We start from the raw sequence: 21,169 nt of genomic DNA on the forward strand, positions 1-21,169 counted from the left end.
AGCCCGAACCCTAAGGACTGCCGACGAATGCTGGGCGATACCGTACTCACGCGATGACTGAGGCCGCTGGAATCGGTAACTTGCACGATTCACCGCGGCCCATCGGGAAGTACAGGAAACCGCTGCGCGCCAGGCGCTCGGCGTCGTACAGGTTACGTCCGTCGAAAATCACCGGTGCATTCAGGCGTTGCTGGATCAGGTCGAAGTCCGGCGCCTTGAACTGCTGCCATTCGGTGCAGATGATCAATGCGTCGGCGCCCGAAAGGACTGATTCCGGCGTGCCCATGAGCATCAGCTTCGGTTCGTCAGGATAAAGCTGTTGGGTTTCCTGCATGGCTTCCGGGTCGAACGCCCGTACATTGGCCCCCGCAGCCCACAGCGACTCCAGTAGCACCCGGCTCGGCGCATCGCGCATGTCGTCGGTGTTGGGCTTGAAGGCCAGGCCCCACACGGCGAAGGTTTTGTCGCGTAAATCACCTTTGTAGAAGGCGTTGATGCGTTCGAACAGTTTGTGTTTCTGCCGCTGGTTGATGGCTTCTACCGCTTGCAGCAGGTCGCTGTTGCAATGGGCTTCTTCGGCACTGTGAATCAGTGCGCGCATGTCCTTGGGGAAACACGAGCCGCCGTAACCGCAGCCGGGATAGATGAAGTGGTAACCGATGCGCGAATCGGCACCGATGCCCAGCCGTACCGATTCGATATCGGCACCCAGGTGTTCGGCCAGTTCGGCGATCTGGTTGATGAAGCTGATTTTGGTCGCCAGCATGCAGTTGGCGGCGTATTTGGTCAGCTCGGCGCTGCGCAGGTCCATGAACATGACGCGGTCATGGTTGCGGTTGAACGGTGCATAGAGGTCGCGCATCACCTCGCGCACTTCATCGCCTTCACAGCCGATGATGATGCGGTCCGGACGGCGGCAATCGGCCACGGCCGAACCTTCTTTCAAAAACTCCGGGTTGGAAACGATATCGAACTGCAACTGACGGCCGGCCTTGAGCAGGTACTGGTCGATATGGGCGCGCAGCGTATCGCCGGTGCCCACCGGCACCGTGGATTTTTCCACCAGAATCACCGGCTGTTCACGATGGCGCGCCACTGCTTCGCCCACGGACAACACGTATTGCAGATCCGCCGAACCATCCTCCCGGGACGGCGTGCCGACGGCGATGAACAGCACCTGGCCATGTTGCACCGCGAATTTTTCGTCCGAGGTGAACTGCAGCCGCTTGGCGTCCAGGCTTTCACGCACCAGGCTGGCCAGCCCCGGCTCGAAGATGCTGACGTGGCCTTGTTGCAGCAACGCAACTTTTTTCTCGTCAATGTCCATACACACTACATCGTGGCCGACTTCGGCCAGGACGGCGGCTTGCACCAGACCAACGTAACCGCTACCAAATACACTGATTTTCATGATGCACTCCTAAGTTCGGGCGCGCGAGCAGGTCGAGAATTAATAGTGATAACACCGAGGATGACCAGCGCCACTCCCAGGGTTTTTGAAAGACTGAAGGATTCGTTGAACAGCGGCAGGCTGGCGGCCAGCACATACACCAGCGCGTAGCTGATGCTCAGCAGCGAATAGGCACGACCCAGGGGCACATCCCGCAGGGCGGCGAGCCAGGTGAGCATCGACACGGCATAGGCGAGGATGGCGGCCAGCACGACAATCACAGCGGGCATATCGACGCTGCCGCTGCTCAAGGCCGCTAACCACTGTTCGGGATGTGGCAATCGAGTCATGCTCCAGCGCATGCCCAACTGCGCGGCGGTGCCCAGCACTACGCTGCCCATGGCAAAGGCAATTCCGCGACGCAGGCTCATGCGTGTTGCCCCAGCAACGCCACGCCACCAATCACCAGTGCCACGCCCAACCAATGACGGCGGTCGATGACTTCGTGAAAGACGAAACGGGCGACCAGTGTGATCAGCACGAAATTCAGGCTGAGCATGGGATAGGCGATACCGACTTCGAGGCGCTGCAACACCAGCAGCCAGACCAGCAAACCCAGCCCCAGAGAGGCGAGCGCCAGCCACAGCCAGGGCGAACGCAGTTTCTCGCCCCAGCCCGAGGTCTTGCCACGCCAGCTTTCCACGGCGTACTTCTGGGCGATCTGGCCCAGGCAGGTCAGCAGGCACGCGGTCAGTACCAGCAACAGGCTCATGACGCATCCCGAGGGAAGATCAGAATCACCAGGTTGCCTTGTTCATAACGCTTGCCATCTTTGGGTAGCAGTTCGATTTCTTGCAGTTCGTCATCCCCTTTGACCCGCATCACCACGCCGACCGAACCACTCTGACGCGCTTCGCGCATCCACTGTTGCACGTGTTTGAGATCGACCCGCTGCTGCATTGCATCTGGATCAGGATAGTCGAGGCCGTATTTCAATTCGCCTATCGTGTTGTACAACGCCACCTCGGGGCGTTTCAAGCGCCAGGCCAGGGCCGAAGCAGCGCCCAGGTCGTTGCTCAACAGCTTGTCGGTTTGCGCCAGCTCCGGGGCGTGCTGGAGGATGAACTGGTCGGGCATCTTGTTCGCCACCACCGAATCCGGCATGCCGGCCGGCAACACGCCGATCAGCAGCAAACTGCCAAAAGCCGGTGCCGCCCAGCATTGCAAGGGACGGAAGGCCTGCAGCAGGTTGGCCATGATCCAGCCGATCAACCCGATGAACACCAATACCAGGTTGTGCAGTTCGTGGGTGTACAGCGGCTTTTTCAGTTGCAGATAGACCAGCGCAATCAGGACGATCAGGCCCAGCGTCATGTTCAGCAGGCCATTGATCCCCAGCACCCGGCCTTGTTCCAGCTTCAGTCGGTCCGCCAGGGCATGGCCCAGCAACAACGCCAGAGGCAGCAGGCAGGGCATGATGTAGGTTGGCAGCTTGCCGTTGCTCAAGCTGAAAAACAGCAAGGGCATCAGCAACCACAGCAGCAGGAAAGCGATGTTGGCCTGACGCCGGGTCTGCCAGGCCTGTTTCAGCGCCGATGGCAGCAACGCCGCCCATGGCAGGCTGAACGCCACCAGCAGCGGCAGGTAGAACCACCATGGCGCATCGTGTTGGGCGTCATCCCCGGCGAAGCGGCGAATGTGTTCGTGCCAGAAGAAGAACCGCCAGTAATCGGGTTCCTGCGCGTGCACCGCCAAGGCCCACGGCAGGCTCACCGCGATGGCCACGACAATCGCCACCGGGCCGTAAGTCAGCAGTTCCCGCCAGCGTTTCTGCCAGAGCACCCAGGGCAGGGCGATCAACACCGGCAACGCCCAGGCGAGGAAGCCTTTGGTCATGAAACCCATGCCGCAGGCCAGCCCCAGTACAGTCCAGCCGAGCAGACGCTGGCCACGGCTGGTGCTGTCCAGCGCAAACCACAATGCCACCAGGCTCAGGTTGACCCAGAAGGTGAATTGCGGATCGAGGTTGGCGTAGCCGGCTTGCCCGGCGACGATCGCAAAGCTCATGTACAGCAGCGCACAGGCAAAACTCTTGCGCGGCTCATTCCACAGTCGGTGAGCGATCAGATAACACAGCAACACGCTCAGCCCGGTACTCAGCACCGAGGCGATACGCACGCCAAACAGATTATCGCCAAACAGCGCCTGACCGATGGCGATCATCCAGTAGCCCGCGATGGGCTTTTCGAAGTAACGCAGGCTCATGAAGTGCGGCGACACCCAGTTACCGCTCAGGAGCATGTCCTGGCTGATCTGGGCGTAACGGGTTTCGTCGGGAATCCAAAGGCCGTGGGTGCCCAGTGGCAACAAGTACGCCAGCAGCAGAACGACCAGTAATAACGGCAATGCCCAGGGTTTGCTCATGCGCCTTGAACCCCTAGCCAACCTTCGCGACCCTCAAGGGTGCCGCGCACGACCCGGCCCTTTGGCAAGATGGCGGGGGCGTCGGGAAGCAAATGGCCCAAGGGCTGGAAATGAATATCACGTTGGCGAGCATCGGCCAGTAATTGGCGAAAATCGTTGGCCATCAGAATCCCTTCTACTTCGGCATGGACAGTGTAGACATTGAGTTTTTGCGGGGAGAACCGCTCAAGAATAAAGGTGTTGAAGTCTTTGGCTGCAACGGTCGGGCCAACCACTTCATCGAAGGTCGGCAGGTCCACCGGAATCTGCGGTGCGCCCAGACTACCATTGGTCAGGATTGGCTGGAACAGGTGCTGGCCTCGACAATCGCTGTTGTAGCGAAAGCCGAAACCTTGCTTGGCTTCGATCACACGCTCGTCCGCCCGCCAACCGGCGGACGCCGAGCATTCGACTTTTTGACCGAGGATGTCACTGAGGCTATCGACGCCACGGCGAATTTGCTCGATCAGTTGCGCCTGGCTCCAGCGTCCGGCATTGGCCTGCCAGCCGTGGTGATCCCAGGCGTGCAGGCCGACTTCATGCCCGGCCGCCTGCGCCTGACGCATCAGGTGCCCGAGGTCGCGACCGATCGGTTTGCCCGGCCACGCAGTGCCGGCCAACAAAATATCCCAGCCATACAGGCCGGCAGCGTTGGAACGAAGCATCTTCCAGAGAAACTGCGGACGGATAAGGCGCCACAAGTGGCGCCCCATGTTGTCTGGCCCGACGCTGAAGAAAAACGTCGCCTTGACCTGTGCTTCATCGAGCATTTCGAGTAACCGCGGCACCCCTTCACGGGTGCCTCGGTAGGTGTCGACATCGATTCGAAGGCCTGCCTGCATCAACGTTTTTTGTCCGCGATTTCGAGCATGGCCTCGCGCAGGAAGAAGTCCAGCGTGTTGCCGATGGTTTCCTTCATCTCCACGGTGGGTGCCCAGTCAAGCAGACGCTTGGCGTTGGCGATGCTCGGTTTGCGGTGAGACACGTCCTGATAGCCAGTGCCGTAGAAGGCCTTGCTTTCGATATCGCGGAAACCGGCGAATGGCGGGAAGTTGTCGCGCAACGGGTGAGCTTCGAACTGACGCAGCAGTTCTTCGCCCAGCTGACGAATGCTGGCTTCGTTGTCCGGGTTGCCGATGTTAATGATCTGGCCGTTGCAGACATCGTTGTCGTTGTCGATGATCCGCGCCAGGGCTTCGACGCCATCGGCGATGTCGGTGAAGCAGCGTTTTTGTTCGCCACCGTCGAACAGGCGAATTGGCGTGCCTTCCACCAGGTTCAGGATCAACTGGGTGATGGCCCGGGAGCTGCCGATACGCGCCGAGTCCAGACGGTCCAGGCGTGGGCCCATCCAGTTGAAAGGGCGGAACAGGGTGAAGTTCAGGCCTTTCTGGCCGTAAGCCCAGATCACTCGGTCAAGCAGCTGTTTGGAGATCGAGTAGATCCAGCGTTGCTTGTTGATCGGCCCAACCACCAGGTTGGAGCTGTCTTCGTCGAAGTTGGCGTCCTGGCACATGCCATAGACTTCGGAGGTCGACGGGAAGATCACGCGTTTGTTGTATTTAACGCAGTAGCGAACCAGTTTCAGGTTCTCTTCGAAGTCCAGTTCGAATACACGCAGCGGATTGCGGGTGTATTCGATCGGCGTGGCGATCGCCACCAGCGGCAGGACCACGTCGCATTTCTTGATGTGGTACTCGATCCACTCCGAGTGGATGCTGATATCGCCTTCGACGAAGTGGAAGTTCGGATGGCTGCGCAGGCGCTCGATGGCGTCCGAGCCGATGTCCAGGCCGTACACTTCATAGCGGTCGTCACGCAGCAGACGCTCGGACAGGTGATTGCCGATGAAGCCGTTGACGCCAAGGATCAGCACGCGGGTGCGGCGCGGTGCACGGCCCGATTCGGCGCCACGCAGCACAGAACCGTCGACCAGCCCCAGTTCATTGGCCAGTTGTGGGCCGCTGAGGTACAGGCCGTTGTCGTTGCGTTGGCCGGCATTGATCACCAGCGAGTCTTTGCCGCAGGCGATTCGCAGCGGATCGACGCTGATAACCCGGCCCGGTGCCTGGCCTTCGTTGCCCTTGACGACATCCGCGCTCCAGACAATCAACTTGTGCTCGCCCACGGCACAGAACGCGCCCGGGTAAGGTTGGGTCACGGCGCGGACCAGATTGAACAGTTCTTCGGCCGGTTTGCTCCAGACCAGTTTGCCGTCCGCCGGGGTGCGACGGCCAAACACTGTGGCTTTGGATTCGTCCTGTGGGGTTTCGCTGATTTTGCCCTGAAGCAATGCAGGCAAGGTGTCGCGCAGCAGATCGCTGGCGGCCTGGCGCAATTTGCCGTGCAGGGTCAGCGCGGTGTCGGCGCGCTCGATCGCTACCCGCTCCTGGGCAATGATGGCGCCGGCATCGGCACGTTTGACCATGCGGTGCAGGGTCACGCCGGTCTCGGTTTCACCGTTGACCAGTACCCAGTTGGCCGGTGCGCGGCCTCGGTAGCGAGGCAGCAACGAACCGTGCAGGTTGAAGGCGCCTTTGCTGGCCGTGGCCAACAGTGGCTCGCTCAGCAGGTTGCGGTAGTAGAACGAAAACAGGTACTCGGGGTTGAGTTTGCTGATGCGCTCGATCCACAGCGGGTGGTTGGCGTCTTCCGGGGCGTGCACCGGGATGCCTTTACGGGCGCACAGTTGCGCAACCGAGCCATAGAACGCATTTTCCTTCGGGTCATCGGGATGGGTGAACACGGCTGCAATCTCGAAACCGCTGGCAAGCAGGGATTCGATGCCGGCACAGCCAATATCGTGATAAGCGAAGACAACAGCTTTTGCACTCATGAGAGAACCTGATCTGAAGAAGTGGAAGTGAGACCGTCAACGGTGACAACGGGGGCAGGAGCAGAAGGGGTGCTACGTAAAACTTTTTCGATAAAGAACCGTGGACGTGCCCGGACGTCACTGTACATGCGGCCCAGGTACTCGCCCAGCAGGCCCATGCCAATGAATTGCCCACCGGTGAAAACGAACAATACGGCGAACAGGACGAACGTACCGCCGCCCGCCCAACCGGCGCCGAAAGCCATGCGCAGCACAATCAGCGCGATGGCGAACAGCACGCCGAGGCCGGCCATGCCGAAGCCGACGATGCTCAGCAATCGCAGCGGTGTGGTTGTCATGCAGGTGACCAGATCGAACATCAGGTTGATCAGGCGCATCGGGCTGTATTTGGATTCGCCGTGTTCACGCTCGGCGTGGGTCACCAGAATTTCCGTGGTGTGCCGGGCGAAGCTATTGGCCAGGATCGGGATGAACGTGCTGCGTTCGCGGCAGGCGAGCATGGCGTCGACGATGGTGCGGCGGTAGGCGCGCAGCATGCAGCCGTAGTCGCTCATGGCAACACCGGTGGAGCGCTGCACGGCAAGGTTGATCAGCTTCGACGGCCAGCGACGCAAGGCCGAGTCCTGACGGTTGTTGCGCACCGTGGCGACTACGTCATAGCCAAGTTCGGCTTGAGCCACCAGCCGCGGGATTTCTTCAGGCGGGTTTTGCAGGTCGGCGTCGAGGGTGATCACCACGTCGCCCTTGCATTGTTCGAACCCTGCCATGATCGCCGCATGCTGGCCGTAGTTGCGGTTGAGAATGACCGCCACCACCGGGCTGCCGTCGAGACTGGCCGCGTCCTCGAGGATTTGCGCCGAGTTGTCGCGGCTGCCGTCGTCGACCAGCACTATTTCGTAGTCATGGTGCAGTTGCTGGCACGCCGCTTCGGTGCGCCGGAGCAACTCGGGCAGACTGTCTTCCTCGTTATAGACCGGGATGACGATTGATACGCAACGGATCGGATAAGGTTTCACAGGCTTCTGTCCAGTGTTTTTTCAATGGCGCCGACGACACGATCGACATCATCGGTGGTCATGTCGGGGAACAACGGGATCGAACACAGCCGCGCCGAGTTCCATTCGGTGTTGGGCAGGTAGATGTTGGGGAAACGCTGCCGGTAGTAAGTGTGCAGGTGGGTGGCGATGAAGTGAATACCGGTGCCGATGTTCTGTTCCTGCAACGCCTTCATGAACGCCTCGCGATCCAGCCCGCAACGTTCGGCGTCAATGCGCAGGATGAACAGATGCCAGGCGTGCTGTTGCGCATGGGCCGGAATGGCCAGTGGTTGCACCGGCAGGCCTTCAAGGCGTTGCAGGTAGGTCTGGGCCAGCTCTGTGCGCTTGGCGTTGATCGCGTCCAGGCGTTCCAGCTGCACCAGGGCGATGGCGGCATTGATGTCGGCCAGGTTGTACTTGAAGCCGGGTTCGATCACCTGGGCCTGGGGTTTGCGGCCGTGGGTGAGGCGGTCGTAGGCGTCGACGCCCAGGCCATGGAACTTGAGCATGCGGACCCGATTGGCCAAGGCTTCATCGTCGCTGACGAACATCGCGCCCTCGGCGCAGGTCATGTTCTTGATCGCGTGGAACGAGAAGATCGCCGTGCCTTGGGCGCCGACATGCCGACCTTTATAGAAAGTGCCCGCCGCGTGAGCCGCGTCTTCGATGACGGTGATGCCATGTTTGTCGGCCAGAGCGTAGAGCGGATCGAGGTCGAATGCCGCGCCGGCGTAATGCACCGGAATGATTGCCTTGGTGCGAGGCGTGATCGCCGCTTCGATGCTCTCGAGGTCGCTCATCAACGTGTCGCGGTCAACGTCGACGAAAACCGGCGTCGCACCGAGCAGGCAGATCATGTTGGCGGTGGACACCCAGGTCTGGGACGGAGTGATGACTTCGTCGCCGGGACCGATACCCAAGGCCAATAAAGTAATGTGCATGCCACCGGTGGCCGAGGACAATGCGACGGCATGCCGACAGCCAACATAGTTGGCGAAGTGTTCTTCCAGTTGCTGGTTTTTCGGCCCGGTAGTGATCCAGCCAGAGCGCAGTACTTGCTCTACCGCAGCAATTTCTTCGTCGCCGATACTCGGGCGAGAGAAGGGGAGAAACGCCTGACTCATGGGCACCTCGGAACTGAAAAAAAATTAGACTATCAGGCTTGAACGTTGGATCCAACATCAGCGTAGACGCTAAAACAAAAGCCGCATCAAGCAGTTGCCAGTAATTTGTGACAAATTACATCGGTTGACTTTGCTTGTCATGCCCAGCGGATTGGACGCCATCAAGACGCCATCTCCGGTCCGTTGAGGGTAAGCGCGATTTTGTGAAAGGAACATGAAAAACCGGTAGGTGATTCGTTTTATTTCAAGCCCATACAGGCACTGTTCAGGCTTCTACCGGCTCACGCACTTTTTGTGGGGAAAGGCGTACAGAAGTGTCCGCCTTGATGGACTTGCGCTGCATTGCTTAGTTGTTTATTTGAATTGTTATATTCAGGGCGATTTCGTTTCTCACCCGTTACCGATTCAAAAGCTTAAGGTTCGCTCAGTACATGAGCATGGCCGATGATCGACACATGAACCTCGCTGCCAGCGGGTGGCGCGTGCATGCCGGAACTGCGCACCAGCAATGAACGCCCCGGACGCTCATCAGCGCTCAACGTCTGTAATTCCACGGTCAATGTGCAGGTATTACCGCCGAAGTCGCATTCGGTGACCACGCCGCGACAGCCGTCCTGTTGCGCCAGGCCGTTGGGCGCGCTGATCAGCTGAAGTTGCTCGGGGCGCAGCATGATTTGCGCTGATCGGTTGTTTCTGTGGTTGTTGACCGGTATGCGACCCAGATCGCAATGAGCCCAACCGGCTTCAATTCTGGCCGGCATGACCACGGCATCCCCGAGAAACAGCGCGGTTTGTTCATCGGCGGGATAACGGTAAAGGTCCAGCGGATGTCCGGATTGCACTAGCCGGCCCTGACGCATCACCGCCAACTGATCGGCGAATGACAACGCTTCACTTTGATCGTGTGTCACCAGAATGGTCGTGACGCCGGCGTCAGCCAGAAGCCGTGCGACCAATTTGCGCATAGCAGCGCGCAAACCGGTATCGAGCGCCGAGAACGGCTCGTCCAGCAACATCAGCCGTGGTTGTTGCGCCAGGGCCCGGGCCAGCGCGACACGCTGTTGCTGGCCGCCGGAGAGTTCATGCGGCCAACGATTGGCCATGCTTGAATCCAGTGCCACGCTGTCCATCAACTCGGCGATGCGTTCCTGCCTGGCCACGCCTTTGGCCGCAAGCCCGAAACCGATGTTGGCGGCTACGGTCATGTGCGGGAACAGTGCACCATCCTGCGGAACATAGCCGATCAAGCGTTGATGCGCGGGAACCTCGCGGGTGCCGTCGACCAGCATCTGACCATTGAGCGCAAGGCTGCCAGAGTCCGGAAATTCGAAACCGGCGATCATTCGCAGCAAGGTGGTCTTGCCCGAACCGGACGGGCCGACGATCACCGTACGGCTTCCCGTCGGCACCGACAGGCTGATGTTCTCCAGGGCTCGCTGAGAACCGTAGGACTTGCAGATCGAGTGGAGTTCAAGAGCGTTCATCGGCCAGCCGTGCGTTTGGATTGGTGGTAAAGAAGTCCGGTTAACGGAAGCGACAGCAGAATCATGAGCAAGGCATAGGGCGCAGCGGCGGCATAGTCGATTTCACTGGTCATTGCCCAGAAACCGGTGGCCAGGGTGCGCGTGCCATTGGGGGCGAGCAGCAGGGTAGCGGTCAACTCATTGGTGACAGCCAGAAACACCAGCGCAGCGCCAGCGGCCGCACCGGGTGCGGCCAGACGCAGAGTAATCAGCCACAATGCCCGACCGGGCGACCGGCCGAGGCTGCGCGCCATGTTCTCCAGTTCCACCGGCGCCTGGGCGATGCCCGCGCGCAAACTCACCAGGGCGCGGGGCAAAAACATCAGTAAATACGCCAGCAGCACCGTGATGGTGGTCTGGTAAATCGGCCGGGCAAAATGAATCGTCAGGGTCACCAATGCCAGCGCCACGACAATCCCCGGCAACGCGCTGGTAATGTAGTTGCAGCTTTCCAGCACGCGTTGCAACGGGCCGGGTGAGCGAATCGACAGCCAGGCGATCGGGATGGCCGCGCAGGTGGTAATGAGCGCGCCGGCGGCCCCGAGCATCAGCGTCTGCTCCAGCGCCGGCAACAGTTCGCTCAGGCTCCAGACTTGCGCACCACCGGCGATCAGCCACTTGCCAAGGGTGATCAACGGCACACCGAGTGCCAGCACGCAGGTCACGGCTTGCAGCGTCAGCGCGAGCAGGGTGGTGCGCCCATTCAAGCGCACGATCCTTTGTTCGCGCGCGCTTCCCGACCCGACCCGGGCGTAGCGCGCCGTACCGCGAGCAGCCGACTCGGCCGTCAGCATGGCCAGGCAGCAGAGCGCGAGGACGCCGGCCAGCATATTGGCGGCAGGCCCGTTGAAGGTGGACTTGAACTGGTCAAAGATGGCCGTGGTGAAGGTGTCGAAGCGAATCATCGCGTACAGACCGTACTCGGCCAGCAGGTGCAGCCCCACCAGCAAGGCACCGCCGCAGATGGCCAGGCGCAACTGCGGCAGCACTACGCGAAAGAACACTGCCCAGGGCTTGAGCCCCAACGACTCGGAGACATCTTCGATGGCCGGATCGAGCCGGCGCAAAGTCGCTGCTATCGGCAGGTAAAGAAACGGGAAATAGGCGATGACCGACACCAGAACGCCGGCAAACAGCCCATGAATCGGTGGCACCAGACTGACCCACGCATAGCTGTGCACGAATGCCGGCACCGCCAGCGGCGCCGTCGCCAACAGCGACCACCAGCGCCGCCCCGGCAAGTTGGTGCGTTCCGTCAACCAGGCCAGCGCCAGACCCAGTGCGATGCACAAGGGAATGGTGAGCACCACCAGCAGCACGGTGTTGATCAGCAACTCGCCGACGCGTGGGCGCCATACCAGCGTCACAAGCGTCGCCCAGCCAGTCTGCACCGATACGCCGATGACGAAAGCAATCGGCAGTAACGCCAGCAACGACATCAGCACCGACAGACTAATCACCCAGGCGCCGCCGCGGCCCGCGAAGAGGCCACGAGAGCGTGCGCGCAAGTGTGCAGAGGACGCCGCAGCGACCTCTGCCGGTAGCGTTTCAGGAAGCAATTAGAGCAACCCGGCCTGGGTCATCAGCTCAACCGCCTTTTTGCTGTCGAGTTTCGAGACGTCGACAGTCGGAGCGTCGAGTTGCTGCAGCGGCACCAGTTTCGGATTGGACTCTGCATTCTTGCCCACGGCGTATTCAAACGAGTTGCCGTTCTTGAGGATCGCCTGGCCGTCTTTGCCGGTAATCCATTTCAGGAATGCCTGGGCCTGTTCCTTGTGTTGACTGGAGGCCAGGACGCCGCCACCGGACAGGCTGACAAAGGCCCCTGGATCCTTGTGTTTGAAGTACTTCAGCGAGGTGTTCTTGCTGTTCTCGCCGGTCTTGGACTGATCGACGAAGCTGTAATAGTGATAGATCACGCCGCTGTCGATCTGACCGGCATTGACTGCCTTGAGCACGGCGCTGTTGCCCCGGTAGGCGGTGAAGTTGGTTTTCATCGCTTTCAGCCAGTCGAGGGTCGCGGCTTCACCCTTGAGTTCCAGCACGGCAGCGACGATGGCCTGGAAGTCGGCACCGGCCGGCGAAGCGGCCCAGCGGCCTTTCCAGTTCGGTGCGGCGAGGTCCATCAGCGATTTTGGCAAGTCTGCTTCAGACAGCTTGCTCGGGTTGTAGACGAACACCGTGGAGCGTGCGGCAATCCCAACCCATTTGCCATGCGCCGGACGATAGGCCGCGCCCACTTGTTCCAGCGTGCTCGGCGCAACCGGTGCAAACAGCCCCGCGTTGTCGACCAGCACCATCGCCGGGGAGTTTTCGGTCAGGAACACGTCGGCCGGGGAGGCTGCACCTTCTTGCACAAGCTGATTGCCCATCTCGGTGTCGTCGCCATTGCGTACGGTCACTTTGATGCCGGTTTCCTTGGTGAAGCCTTCGATCCAGGCTTTGGTCAGGCTTTCGTGTTGAGCGTTGTAGACCACGATTCCGTCAGCCTGCGCAGCGGCATACACGTGACCGACGCTGAGGAAAGCAGTGGTCAGCAATGCGTTTTTAAGGAACGAGGGGATGCGGGAAATCATTCTGTCGACGGCTCCTGTTTTTTTAGTCAACACGCGCAGATTCATTATTGGAACAATGCGAATCATTTGCATGTTTGAGTCGCCGCGAATGTAGAGCGCCAAATGAGAAAAAAACGTCAAAAAAATCGTAAATAGATGTCATTTCACTGTCGACGGAAAACCCGAACCGACGCCGTGGTGGGCAAAAGCGTGCACTGACATTCATTCGCCCCGGGGTATAAACGCCACGCTCTGGTCTTCACGGCCGTGGAATAGGCGCTCGCCGTTAGTGGGCGCGGTCGTGATGACCTGATGGTCGGCACTCAGGTAGTCCAGCGGTACCGCATCACCGTTGCGGTACTGGGTGATAACGATGGTGCGTTGCGGGTCCCAGTGCTGGCCGCTGGTGTTGTCCAGCCAGGTCATCAGCGCGGCGGTATCGCCGGTGCGAGGAAAGTCCTGGGTTTGCTGCACGTAATAGAAGGGGGCGCCGCCGGTTTGCAGGTACATCGGCACTTTGTTGTCCACCTCGATCATCACCATGCGCCATGTATTGAGCGGTGCGCGTTTGCTGGCCTCAAGCCTGACCGTCTCACCGAACTGAACCACGCCGCCACCGCCGTTGGTCCAGGGATAGAACACACCGAGTATCGCCATCAACAACACAGCGGTCAGGCCGAAACCGATTTTCAATCGGCGACTACCGAACCTGTCTGTGGCGTTGCGTTCGGCCATTCGCCGGGTGATCCACCAGGCGCCCAGCAACTGGGCGAAGGGCACCAGGGGCAACACGTAGTAACTGCGTCGACTGCCGCTGGCCGTGAAAAACAGCATCAACAGACCCAACCCCCAAACCAGCCAGCGCGTATTGGGTTCGACGCTACGCCAGTGGCGCAGCGCAAACCACAACCCCAGCATCCAGCAAGGCGCCCATGGCAGGGTGTAGACCGGGAGGTAAATCAGATAGGTGTAGATCGGTCCGATGTTGTCGAAGGGCTGGAAAAACCGCACGACGTTTTCCCGTAGCACCAGGCCCAGGCCACTTTCGCCATAAGTCGGCGCGCCGTAGAGATGCGACAATATGAACGGCGTCATGTAAAACGCCCCGGCGATGACCAGGGCCGCGCACAGCCGCAGGTTGAGGTGGCTTTTCCAGCGACCGCCCTGCACCACATGCGGTAACAGCAGCAAGCCCGGCAGAATGAAGCCGATAAGGCCTTTGAACAACGAAGTCAGGGACAGCAGCAGGAAAAACACCAGGTAACGGCTGAAGCGTGTGTCTTGCGGCCCGCGCCAATACCACCAGACCGCCGCCAGCACACCGCAGACGGTGAGGATGTCGGCGGTGGCGACCCGTGCCCAGAACGCGAAATAGAAGGTGGTTGCCAGCATCCAGCCGGCAATCAACCCGGTGCCTTTGCGCATCAGCTGCTCGCCGATCAAGTACACCAGCCAGATGCTCAACCAGGCAGCAATCACCGAAGACAAGCGTAATGACCAGTGTCCCAAACCACCGGTCAGCCAGGCCGTGGCCGTGATCAGCCAATAGGAGGGCAGCGGTTTGTCGTAATACGCTTCGCCCTTGAGATAAGGATCGAAATAGTCACCGCTCTGCAGCATTTGCAGCGCGATGTTGGCCCAGCGGGTTTCCGGCCCCCATAACTCCCGCGTGCCCAGACCCAACAACAAAATCAGCGCAGACACACCCAGCAGGAGCGCCAACGCGCCCCTGTCACTTGCCCAAAACTTCATGACGGGTTTCCTGTAGAACGGACGGCGTCAGGGTTGGCTCTGCGGGAATATCAGAATCTCCAGTTGGCCGCGCTGATAACGCTTGCCATCGATGGGCAACATCTCGACTTCCTGCATTTCCACGACGCTGTTAACCCGCATCACCACACCGACCGCACCTTTTTTGCGGGCCTCGGTCATCCATTGCCCGACGTTGTCCATGGTGACTTTACGTGACGCCATGGCGGGATCATCGAGGCCATATTTCAGCTCGCCGATAGTGTTGTAAAGATCGACCTGTGGCCGCTTCAGTCGCCACGACAAAGCTGACGCCGCACCCAGATCGTTGCTGAGCAACGATGTCGTCTGACTCAAGGCATCCAGATGCTCGGCGATGAACTGGTCAGGCATTTGGCTATTGACGATCTGTGCCGGCATCGCAGCCGGCAACAACGCTACCAGCAGCCAGATGCCGAGTGCCGGCATGGCCCAGAACATCAATGGACGCAGCACCTGCAAGGCGTTGGTGATGATCCAGCCGAGCAACACGATGAACGCCAGGGACAGGGTGAACATCTCGGTGTTTTCGTAGACTTCCTTGGTGGCTTGCAGATACAGCAGGGCGATCAGGGCGCTGGTGGCGATGACGACGTTGATCACGCCGTTGATGCGAATGATCCGGCCTCGTCCTTGATTCAACAGCTCCATCACTGCGTGTCCCATCAGCAACGCCAGAGGCAACAGACACGGCATGATGTAGGTCGGCAGTTTGCCGCTACTCGAGCTGAAGAACGCCAGGGGCAACAGCATCCAGAGCAACAGAAAACCGATCACGGGCTGGCGCTTTTGCTGCCAGGCCTGAACCAACGTCGTCGGCAACAAGGCGGCCCACGGCAGGCTCGAAGCGACCAGCAGCGGCAGATAGAACCACCACGGGCGAGCATGTTGCGCGTTATCGGCAGCGAAACGGCGAATGTGTTCGTGCCAGAAGAAGAACCGCCAGAAATCCGGTTCCTGATGGTGAATGGCGAGCACCCACGGCAGGCAGACCACCGCCGCCACGACCACCGCCAGTGGTCCGTAGCGCAACAGCTCGCCCAGGCGTCGCTGCCAAATCATGTAGGGCAGAGCGATCAATACCGGCAACAACCAGGCGAGAAAGCCCTTGGTCATGAAGCCCATGCCACAGGCAAAACCCAACAGCGCCCAAGCGCCGAGTTTGCCGCGGGAGGAATGGCTATCGATGGCAAACCACAACGCGACCAGGCTCAAGTTGACCCAGAGCGTGAATTGCGGATCGAGGTTGGCGTATCCGGCTTGTCCGGCGATCAGACCGAAGCTCATGTAGAGCAAGGCGCAGATAAAACTCTTGCCCGGGTCATTCCAGAATCGGCGAGCAATCAGGTAAGTCAGCCAGACGCTCAGCCCGGTGCTCAGTGCCGAAGCGATACGCACACCAAACAGGTTGTCGCCAAACACCGCTTGACCGATGGCGATCATCCAGTAACCGGCGATGGGTTTCTCGAAGTAGCGGATACCCATGAAGTGCGGGGACACCCAGTTACCGCTCAGCAGCATTTCCTGACTGATCTGGCCATAACGGGTTTCATCGGGAATCCATAGACCATGGGTGACTAGCGGCAGCAGGTAGAAAACCACGTAGGCCAGCAGCAAGCCGGGCACGATCCAGCGTTCGGTGATGGGCAGCGCACGCGCGGTGCCACGCAATAAAGAGCCGTCGGGGTGGGGCAACAAGTTATTGGACGTCATGACTCGACCTTGGCGCAGAAGGATGTTGTTCCGCTAGGTGCACGCGTGCACTAGCGGAACTTCTTACATAAAGCAACACAATAGCGATATGAACTACAGAAGTTGCGTCAGCCATCTAAGGGTTACGGACTAGTTATAGTCTGCCCGAGCAAAAATGCTTTCTCGGCTTCGATTTTTTTTGCCGCGATTATTGTTTCAAGGCTTTGCCGTGCAACAGCGTCTGCCAGTCAGTGGCATTCACAATGCCGAGTACCTGAGGTTGCCCGTCGGCGGCAATTTGCACGAACAAGGCACTGCCATACTTACTGGTCGTCGCGCGCTCGAAGCCGGTCTGGGCTTCGAAGTCGCTGATGCAACCGCTGTGCGTGACCAGCACCAGATTTCGATGGGCTTGCTTGTGCGCCACCACATCGTTACGCAGGGTTTTACCGCAGCTGACCAGCCATTCCTGGGTCATCGCGTCTTTCCCGAACATGTAACGCGAGGTTTGCGCAGTGCGGGTGGCTGGGCTGCTCAGCACATCGGTCTGGGTCATGCCCAGCTGCATAAAGCCTTGGCCCACGGCTGTGGCGGCTTCGCTGCCGACTCGGGTAATGCCGTCGGCGGGGCCAAGGCACGGATTGCTGGACTGGTCGCAGCGTTCCGCATGGCGAACCAGTACCGCCACTTCACCGGCTTGCCAGCGATCGACCAGGCTGTTGGTCGCTTCGGACCCGGCGGTCGCCAGGTTGATCGGCGATCTGGGCCACCAGACAAACCCCGTGACGAGAGCCGCGATAACCAGAGCGGCCGTTACCGCGGCCAGTTTGCCGAGCCGCGATGTAACGATTCGTGCCGCTGGCTGTTTGCGCGATACATGATCAACCATGTTTTGTTTACCCGTCGGTACGCAATAGAGAACAACTTTCAAATACGACCCTGCGTAACAACGCTTGAAGGGCCATGGAAAGACACTAGTTCAAGGCAGGTGTCGGAGTGGTGAAAGGGATGTGAAAAATTTGCGTATAAAAATTTCAGTATTTTTTTAGTTGGTTGTTGCGACGCTTGTCTTGAACACCACGTACAGTGCCCCATCAGAATTGGTGAGTGGAACTCAGCAGCCTTCAGCCCAACGGCAGTTGTTTTACCATTGAGCTGGAAGGCACCTGACGACTGTTATTTAGTTGCCGGGCAGCTTTTCGATGTGCCGGCGGTAGCCTGGCTGATGGTGGCGGCCAAGCGCTTCACATTGTTCTGATGAGCCACCACCAACTCATCGATACTCGTGCCGGAAGGCGTCTGCAAAGTGCTGCGGCAGGTGACCAATGCAGCATCGCCTTCGCCGAGTTTGCGCAGGCGCCATTTGACGTCGATCAATGCGTACTGGCCGGGTATCGAATCAAAACGCTGAACTTCCAGGCGCAACGACACTTTGCGCTGCGGGTTACTGTTGACCAGTTGATCGACCAGGGCACTGCGCAGTTCTTCCGACAGGCTTGCGCCCCACCATTGTGTTTCGAGGATTGCCAGGCCGGCGTTGCCTTGACGAATGACGATCTGCGGACGGTCGACCTGGGGCGGCACGGTGATGCTTTCGATCTGGATGTCCGCGCCGCCGCTTGCACCGCTCGGTTGAGCCGGGGTCAGGGTGTGGAATTGAATCGGCTCACTGCGGCAAGCGGCGAGTAGTAACAACGCAGTGACCAGCGTGATCTTCAGCGAAAATGCCATGGGGTAGCTCCTGTGGTCAGTTGCGCGGTGGCCCTTGCAGATCCATCGGCGGGGCATTGTCGGGGCGGCCGCGAATCAGCGATTCCGGATGCCGTCCCATGTAGTCCGAAAGCTCACGCAACGAGCGCGACATGCGTCCAAGTTCGTCCAGGGTCTGGCTCAGTTGTTCCCGTTGCGGCGAATCTTCGGCGAGGGTCGAACTGGCTGATTGCAAGGTCTTGCTGACGTCCGACAGGGTGGTTTGCACGCCGGGCAGGGTCTTGGCGTTGAATTGTGCGAGGCCTTTGCGCAGTTCGACGAGGTTGCTGTCGAGGTTGCCGGCTATGCGTTCGATGGGCAGCTGGTTGATCTTGTTGACCATGTTCTCGAGTTTTTCCTGCAACTGCTCAAGGCTCCCGGGAATGGTGGGAATAACGACGGGACGGGCAGTCGGATCGAACGCGACTTTCTCTGCTTTGGGGTAGAAGTCGAGCGCGATGTACAGCTGGCCAGTCAACAGATTGCCGTTACGGGCCTGGGCTCGCAGGCCGTTTTCGATGAAGGAGCCGATCAGGCGCACGCTGGCGGCTTCGTCGTTGGGGTCATGCTTCAAGGCTTCGAGCAATTTGAGATGAGCCTTACCGAGGCGTTGCGGGTAGATCACGATGCCGACATTGACCGGGAAGCTGCGGTTCTTCACGTCGAAATCCAGATTGACCGCCACCACCCGGCCGATCTCTATGCCGAGGAACTCTACCGGTGCATCGACCTTGAGCCCGCGCAATGCCTGATCGAATCGCAAGCTCAGGTATTGCGCCTTGCCGTTGGGCGGGGCGAGGGCGGTATGCTCATCCTCGAACAGATCGAAGGCGTTATCCTCGGCTGCCACTTGATCGTTGGGGCTGTATTCCGGCGCGCGAAACGCGATGCCGCCCACCAACAGGGCCGACAGGGACTCGGTCTTCACTGCAAAACCGTTGGCGCCGACATTTACATCAATACCGCTGGCGTTCCAGAACCGCGTATTTTCGGTGACATAGGCATCGTTGGGCGCATGCACGAAGATTTCGATGTTCACCCCTTTGCCGTCGGCATCCAGTGCATACGCCACCACTTGCCCGACGGGGATCTTGCGGTAGTAGACGGGGGAGCCGATGTCCAGCGAGCCGAGGTCCTGAGTGTGCAACATGAAGCGTTTGCCCGGCTCGCCATAGGTAATGGGCGGCGGGTTTTCCAGCCCGGTGAAGTGTTTGGAACGGGCATCGGCCTGGCCGATGTCGGCGCCAATGTAGTCGCCCGACAGCAAGGTATCGATGCCCGAAACGCCACCGGCACCGATGCGCGGCCGCACAACCCAGAATTGCGAGTCTGCACGAGTAAAGCTTTCAGCCTGTTTGTCGAGCTGGATCGTGGCGTCGACGCGTTTCTGGTCGCCGCTCAGTTTCACCTCCGAGACGCGGCCGATGACCACATTGCGGTATTTGACCTCGGTCTTGTTGGCCACCAGGCCGCTACCGGTCTTGAACGTGATGGTGATGGTCGGGCCTTCCTGCAGCCAGCTGTGCACCACCAGGGAAATCCCCACCAACACCGCTACGATCGGCACGATCCATACCAGCGAAATGCTGAAGCGACGAGTCTTGATCGCGGCCTGGCCAGGGGCGTGCGGACCGTCAGTGGCTTGGGACTTCATCCATGCGCTCCTCATCTTGTGGGTTTTCCGGCTCTTGATCCCGTTCTTTATCCCAGATCAGCCGCGGGTCGAAACTCATCGCCGACAGCATGGTGAACACCACCACCAGACCAAAGAACAGAATGCCCGGGCGCGGTTCGATATCGCCCAGGGCCTGGAATTTCACCAATGCGGCCACCAGCGCGACGACAATTACATCGAGCATCGACCAGTAGCCGATCAGCTCGACGAAACGGTAAAGCCTCGAACGTTCCTTGCGCGCCCAGAAGCTACCGCGTTGCACCGTGATCAGCAGCAGGGAGAGAGCAACGAACTTGATGCCCGGCACCGCGATGCTGGCAATGAAAATGATCAGCGCAATGTCCCACGCACCGTGTGCCCAGAACTCCAGCACACCGCTCATGATCGTGCTGTCGGAGCCGTTGCCGAACAGACTGGTGTTCATGACCGGCAGCAGATTGGCCGGGATATAAAACACCAGTGAGGCCAGCAGATAGGCCCATGTCCGGGTCAGAGAGTCAGGTTTGCGGGCATGCAACGGCGCGCCGCAGCGTTCGCATTCGTGAGGTTGCTCGGTCATGTCGCAGGCCATGCCACAACTGTGGCACAGGCACAGGTTGAGTTCGCTGGCGAGCGGTGGCCTGTTCATAGGGTGTCCCACAGATCACGTACATCGCGCCCGGCGATGCGGATCAGCAACAGGCTGAGGACCGCCAGGGCAAACATGCCGATACCCGGCAGCACATCCAGCAACCCGGCGAGCTTGAACACCGCGACCATGGCCCCCAGCAAGCAGACTTCCAGCATGCTCCAGGGCCTGAGGGTTTCCAGCCAGCGCATGCACAGCTTGAAGCCTGGTGAACGTCGGGAGGTGAGGGCGAAGCTCAATACCCAGATCAACAGGAGCAACTGGAACATCGGCGCGATGATGATGGAAATCGCTGCCACCAGCGCAATGAAAGTGATCGGCCCCTGGCTCAGCGCCACCACCGAATCCCACAGCGTCGCGCTGTTCTTCATGCCCTTGAGGCTGATGGTCATGACCGGATAGAAATTCGAGAAAGTCCACAGCACGGCCGCCGTGAAGCTCAGCGCCAGACGCTGCTGCACCGACAAGCCGTTGTAACGCGCAAGCACACCACCGCAACGGGTGCACAGGGCCTTTTGATGTTTGGCGAGCGTGACTTTTTCGTACACGCAGTCGCAGTGCTCGCAGATGATCAATGGAGCAGTCGTCGCCATGGGCAGCACTCGCCGGGAGGCAGAAAAGTCAGAGCACTCCCTCAATATAGAAGTGACTTGCGATTGAGCAAATCTAAAGGCGATTCCAGGGATGTCCTGGATGCGGCTTGTGGCGA

General features: G+C 59.7%; 18 protein-coding genes. All 18 read right to left on the minus strand.

The genetic code is table 11. The features are described from left to right. Window positions 1-46: 46 nt before the first annotated feature. Entirely contained in the window at window positions 47-1,411 is a 1,365-nt protein-coding gene (locus AF70_RS04985; RefSeq protein ID WP_028940618.1) for a UDP-glucose/GDP-mannose dehydrogenase family protein, read from the minus strand. Beyond that, complete coding sequence (gene arnF, locus AF70_RS04990; protein ID WP_019578860.1) at window positions 1,408-1,821, minus strand: 4-amino-4-deoxy-L-arabinose-phosphoundecaprenol flippase subunit ArnF; 414 nt, start codon at window positions 1,819-1,821, stop codon at window positions 1,408-1,410. Before arnF ends, AF70_RS04985 begins: the two co-directional genes overlap by 4 nt. Next, window positions 1,818-2,162 carry a 4-amino-4-deoxy-L-arabinose-phosphoundecaprenol flippase subunit ArnE gene (gene arnE / locus AF70_RS04995; RefSeq protein WP_019578861.1) on the minus strand — a complete coding sequence of 115 codons (345 nt, stop codon included), beginning with the start codon at window positions 2,160-2,162 and terminating at the stop codon, window positions 1,818-1,820. Before arnE ends, arnF begins: the two co-directional genes overlap by 4 nt. Then, window positions 2,159-3,814 (minus strand): lipid IV(A) 4-amino-4-deoxy-L-arabinosyltransferase, encoded by a 1,656-nt coding sequence (gene arnT / locus AF70_RS05000; protein ID WP_019578862.1) that lies wholly within the window; start codon window positions 3,812-3,814, stop codon window positions 2,159-2,161. Before arnT (AF70_RS05000) ends, arnE begins: the two co-directional genes overlap by 4 nt. Continuing rightward, window positions 3,811-4,695: a 4-deoxy-4-formamido-L-arabinose-phosphoundecaprenol deformylase gene (gene arnD, locus AF70_RS05005; protein WP_019578863.1), complete on the minus strand. Its 885-nt coding sequence runs from the start codon at window positions 4,693-4,695 to the stop codon at window positions 3,811-3,813. Before arnD ends, arnT (AF70_RS05000) begins: the two co-directional genes overlap by 4 nt. Continuing rightward, window positions 4,695-6,689: a bifunctional UDP-4-amino-4-deoxy-L-arabinose formyltransferase/UDP-glucuronic acid oxidase ArnA gene (gene arnA, locus AF70_RS05010; RefSeq protein ID WP_028940617.1), complete on the minus strand. Its 1,995-nt coding sequence runs from the start codon at window positions 6,687-6,689 to the stop codon at window positions 4,695-4,697. Before arnA ends, arnD begins: the two co-directional genes overlap by 1 nt. Beyond that, window positions 6,686-7,705: an undecaprenyl-phosphate 4-deoxy-4-formamido-L-arabinose transferase gene (gene arnC, locus AF70_RS05015; RefSeq protein WP_028940616.1), complete on the minus strand. Its 1,020-nt coding sequence runs from the start codon at window positions 7,703-7,705 to the stop codon at window positions 6,686-6,688. The genes arnA and arnC overlap by 4 nt, the downstream gene beginning before the upstream one ends. Next, the gene (gene arnB, locus AF70_RS05020; RefSeq protein WP_018925835.1) at window positions 7,702-8,850 is read right to left on the minus strand and encodes a UDP-4-amino-4-deoxy-L-arabinose aminotransferase; all 1,149 of its coding nucleotides are present in this window, start codon (window positions 8,848-8,850) and stop codon (window positions 7,702-7,704) included. The genes arnC and arnB overlap by 4 nt, the downstream gene beginning before the upstream one ends. A gap of 413 nt (window positions 8,851-9,263) precedes the next feature. Then, a complete protein-coding gene (locus AF70_RS05025; RefSeq protein WP_019578866.1) occupies window positions 9,264-10,334 on the minus strand; it encodes an ABC transporter ATP-binding protein in 1,071 nt (356 codons plus the stop codon). Beyond that, window positions 10,331-11,932 carry an iron ABC transporter permease gene (locus AF70_RS05030; RefSeq protein ID WP_026331639.1) on the minus strand — a complete coding sequence of 534 codons (1,602 nt, stop codon included), beginning with the start codon at window positions 11,930-11,932 and terminating at the stop codon, window positions 10,331-10,333. The genes AF70_RS05025 and AF70_RS05030 overlap by 4 nt, the downstream gene beginning before the upstream one ends. Continuing rightward, window positions 11,933-12,949 carry an iron ABC transporter substrate-binding protein gene (locus tag AF70_RS05035; protein ID WP_028940615.1) on the minus strand — a complete coding sequence of 339 codons (1,017 nt, stop codon included), beginning with the start codon at window positions 12,947-12,949 and terminating at the stop codon, window positions 11,933-11,935. A gap of 201 nt (window positions 12,950-13,150) precedes the next feature. Further along, window positions 13,151-14,680: a glycosyltransferase family 39 protein gene (locus AF70_RS05040; RefSeq protein WP_028940614.1), complete on the minus strand. Its 1,530-nt coding sequence runs from the start codon at window positions 14,678-14,680 to the stop codon at window positions 13,151-13,153. Window positions 14,681-14,707: 27 nt separating this feature from the next. After that, window positions 14,708-16,429, minus strand: a complete 1,722-nt coding sequence (gene arnT, locus AF70_RS05045) for a lipid IV(A) 4-amino-4-deoxy-L-arabinosyltransferase (RefSeq protein ID WP_028940613.1) — start codon at window positions 16,427-16,429, stop codon at window positions 14,708-14,710. A gap of 187 nt (window positions 16,430-16,616) precedes the next feature. Further along, window positions 16,617-17,297 carry a histidine phosphatase family protein gene (locus AF70_RS05050; RefSeq protein WP_028940612.1) on the minus strand — a complete coding sequence of 227 codons (681 nt, stop codon included), beginning with the start codon at window positions 17,295-17,297 and terminating at the stop codon, window positions 16,617-16,619. 287 nt (window positions 17,298-17,584) lie between these two features. Beyond that, window positions 17,585-18,139, minus strand: coding sequence for a membrane integrity-associated transporter subunit PqiC (locus AF70_RS05055; RefSeq protein WP_019578872.1), 555 nt, complete (start codon window positions 18,137-18,139; stop codon window positions 17,585-17,587). A gap of 16 nt (window positions 18,140-18,155) precedes the next feature. Beyond that, window positions 18,156-19,811 carry an intermembrane transport protein PqiB gene (locus AF70_RS05060; RefSeq protein WP_019578873.1) on the minus strand — a complete coding sequence of 552 codons (1,656 nt, stop codon included), beginning with the start codon at window positions 19,809-19,811 and terminating at the stop codon, window positions 18,156-18,158. Beyond that, on the minus strand, window positions 19,792-20,460 hold the full coding sequence (locus AF70_RS05065; protein ID WP_026331640.1) for a paraquat-inducible protein A: 669 nt from the start codon (window positions 20,458-20,460) through the stop codon (window positions 19,792-19,794). The genes AF70_RS05060 and AF70_RS05065 overlap by 20 nt, the downstream gene beginning before the upstream one ends. Continuing rightward, window positions 20,457-21,053, minus strand: a complete 597-nt coding sequence (locus AF70_RS05070; RefSeq protein WP_019578875.1) for a paraquat-inducible protein A — start codon at window positions 21,051-21,053, stop codon at window positions 20,457-20,459. Before AF70_RS05070 ends, AF70_RS05065 begins: the two co-directional genes overlap by 4 nt. Between the last annotated feature and the right edge of the window lie 116 nt (window positions 21,054-21,169).

The sequence above is a fragment of the Pseudomonas sp. KD5 genome (assembly GCF_012932895.1).
GTDB lineage: Bacteria > Pseudomonadota > Gammaproteobacteria > Pseudomonadales > Pseudomonadaceae > Aquipseudomonas.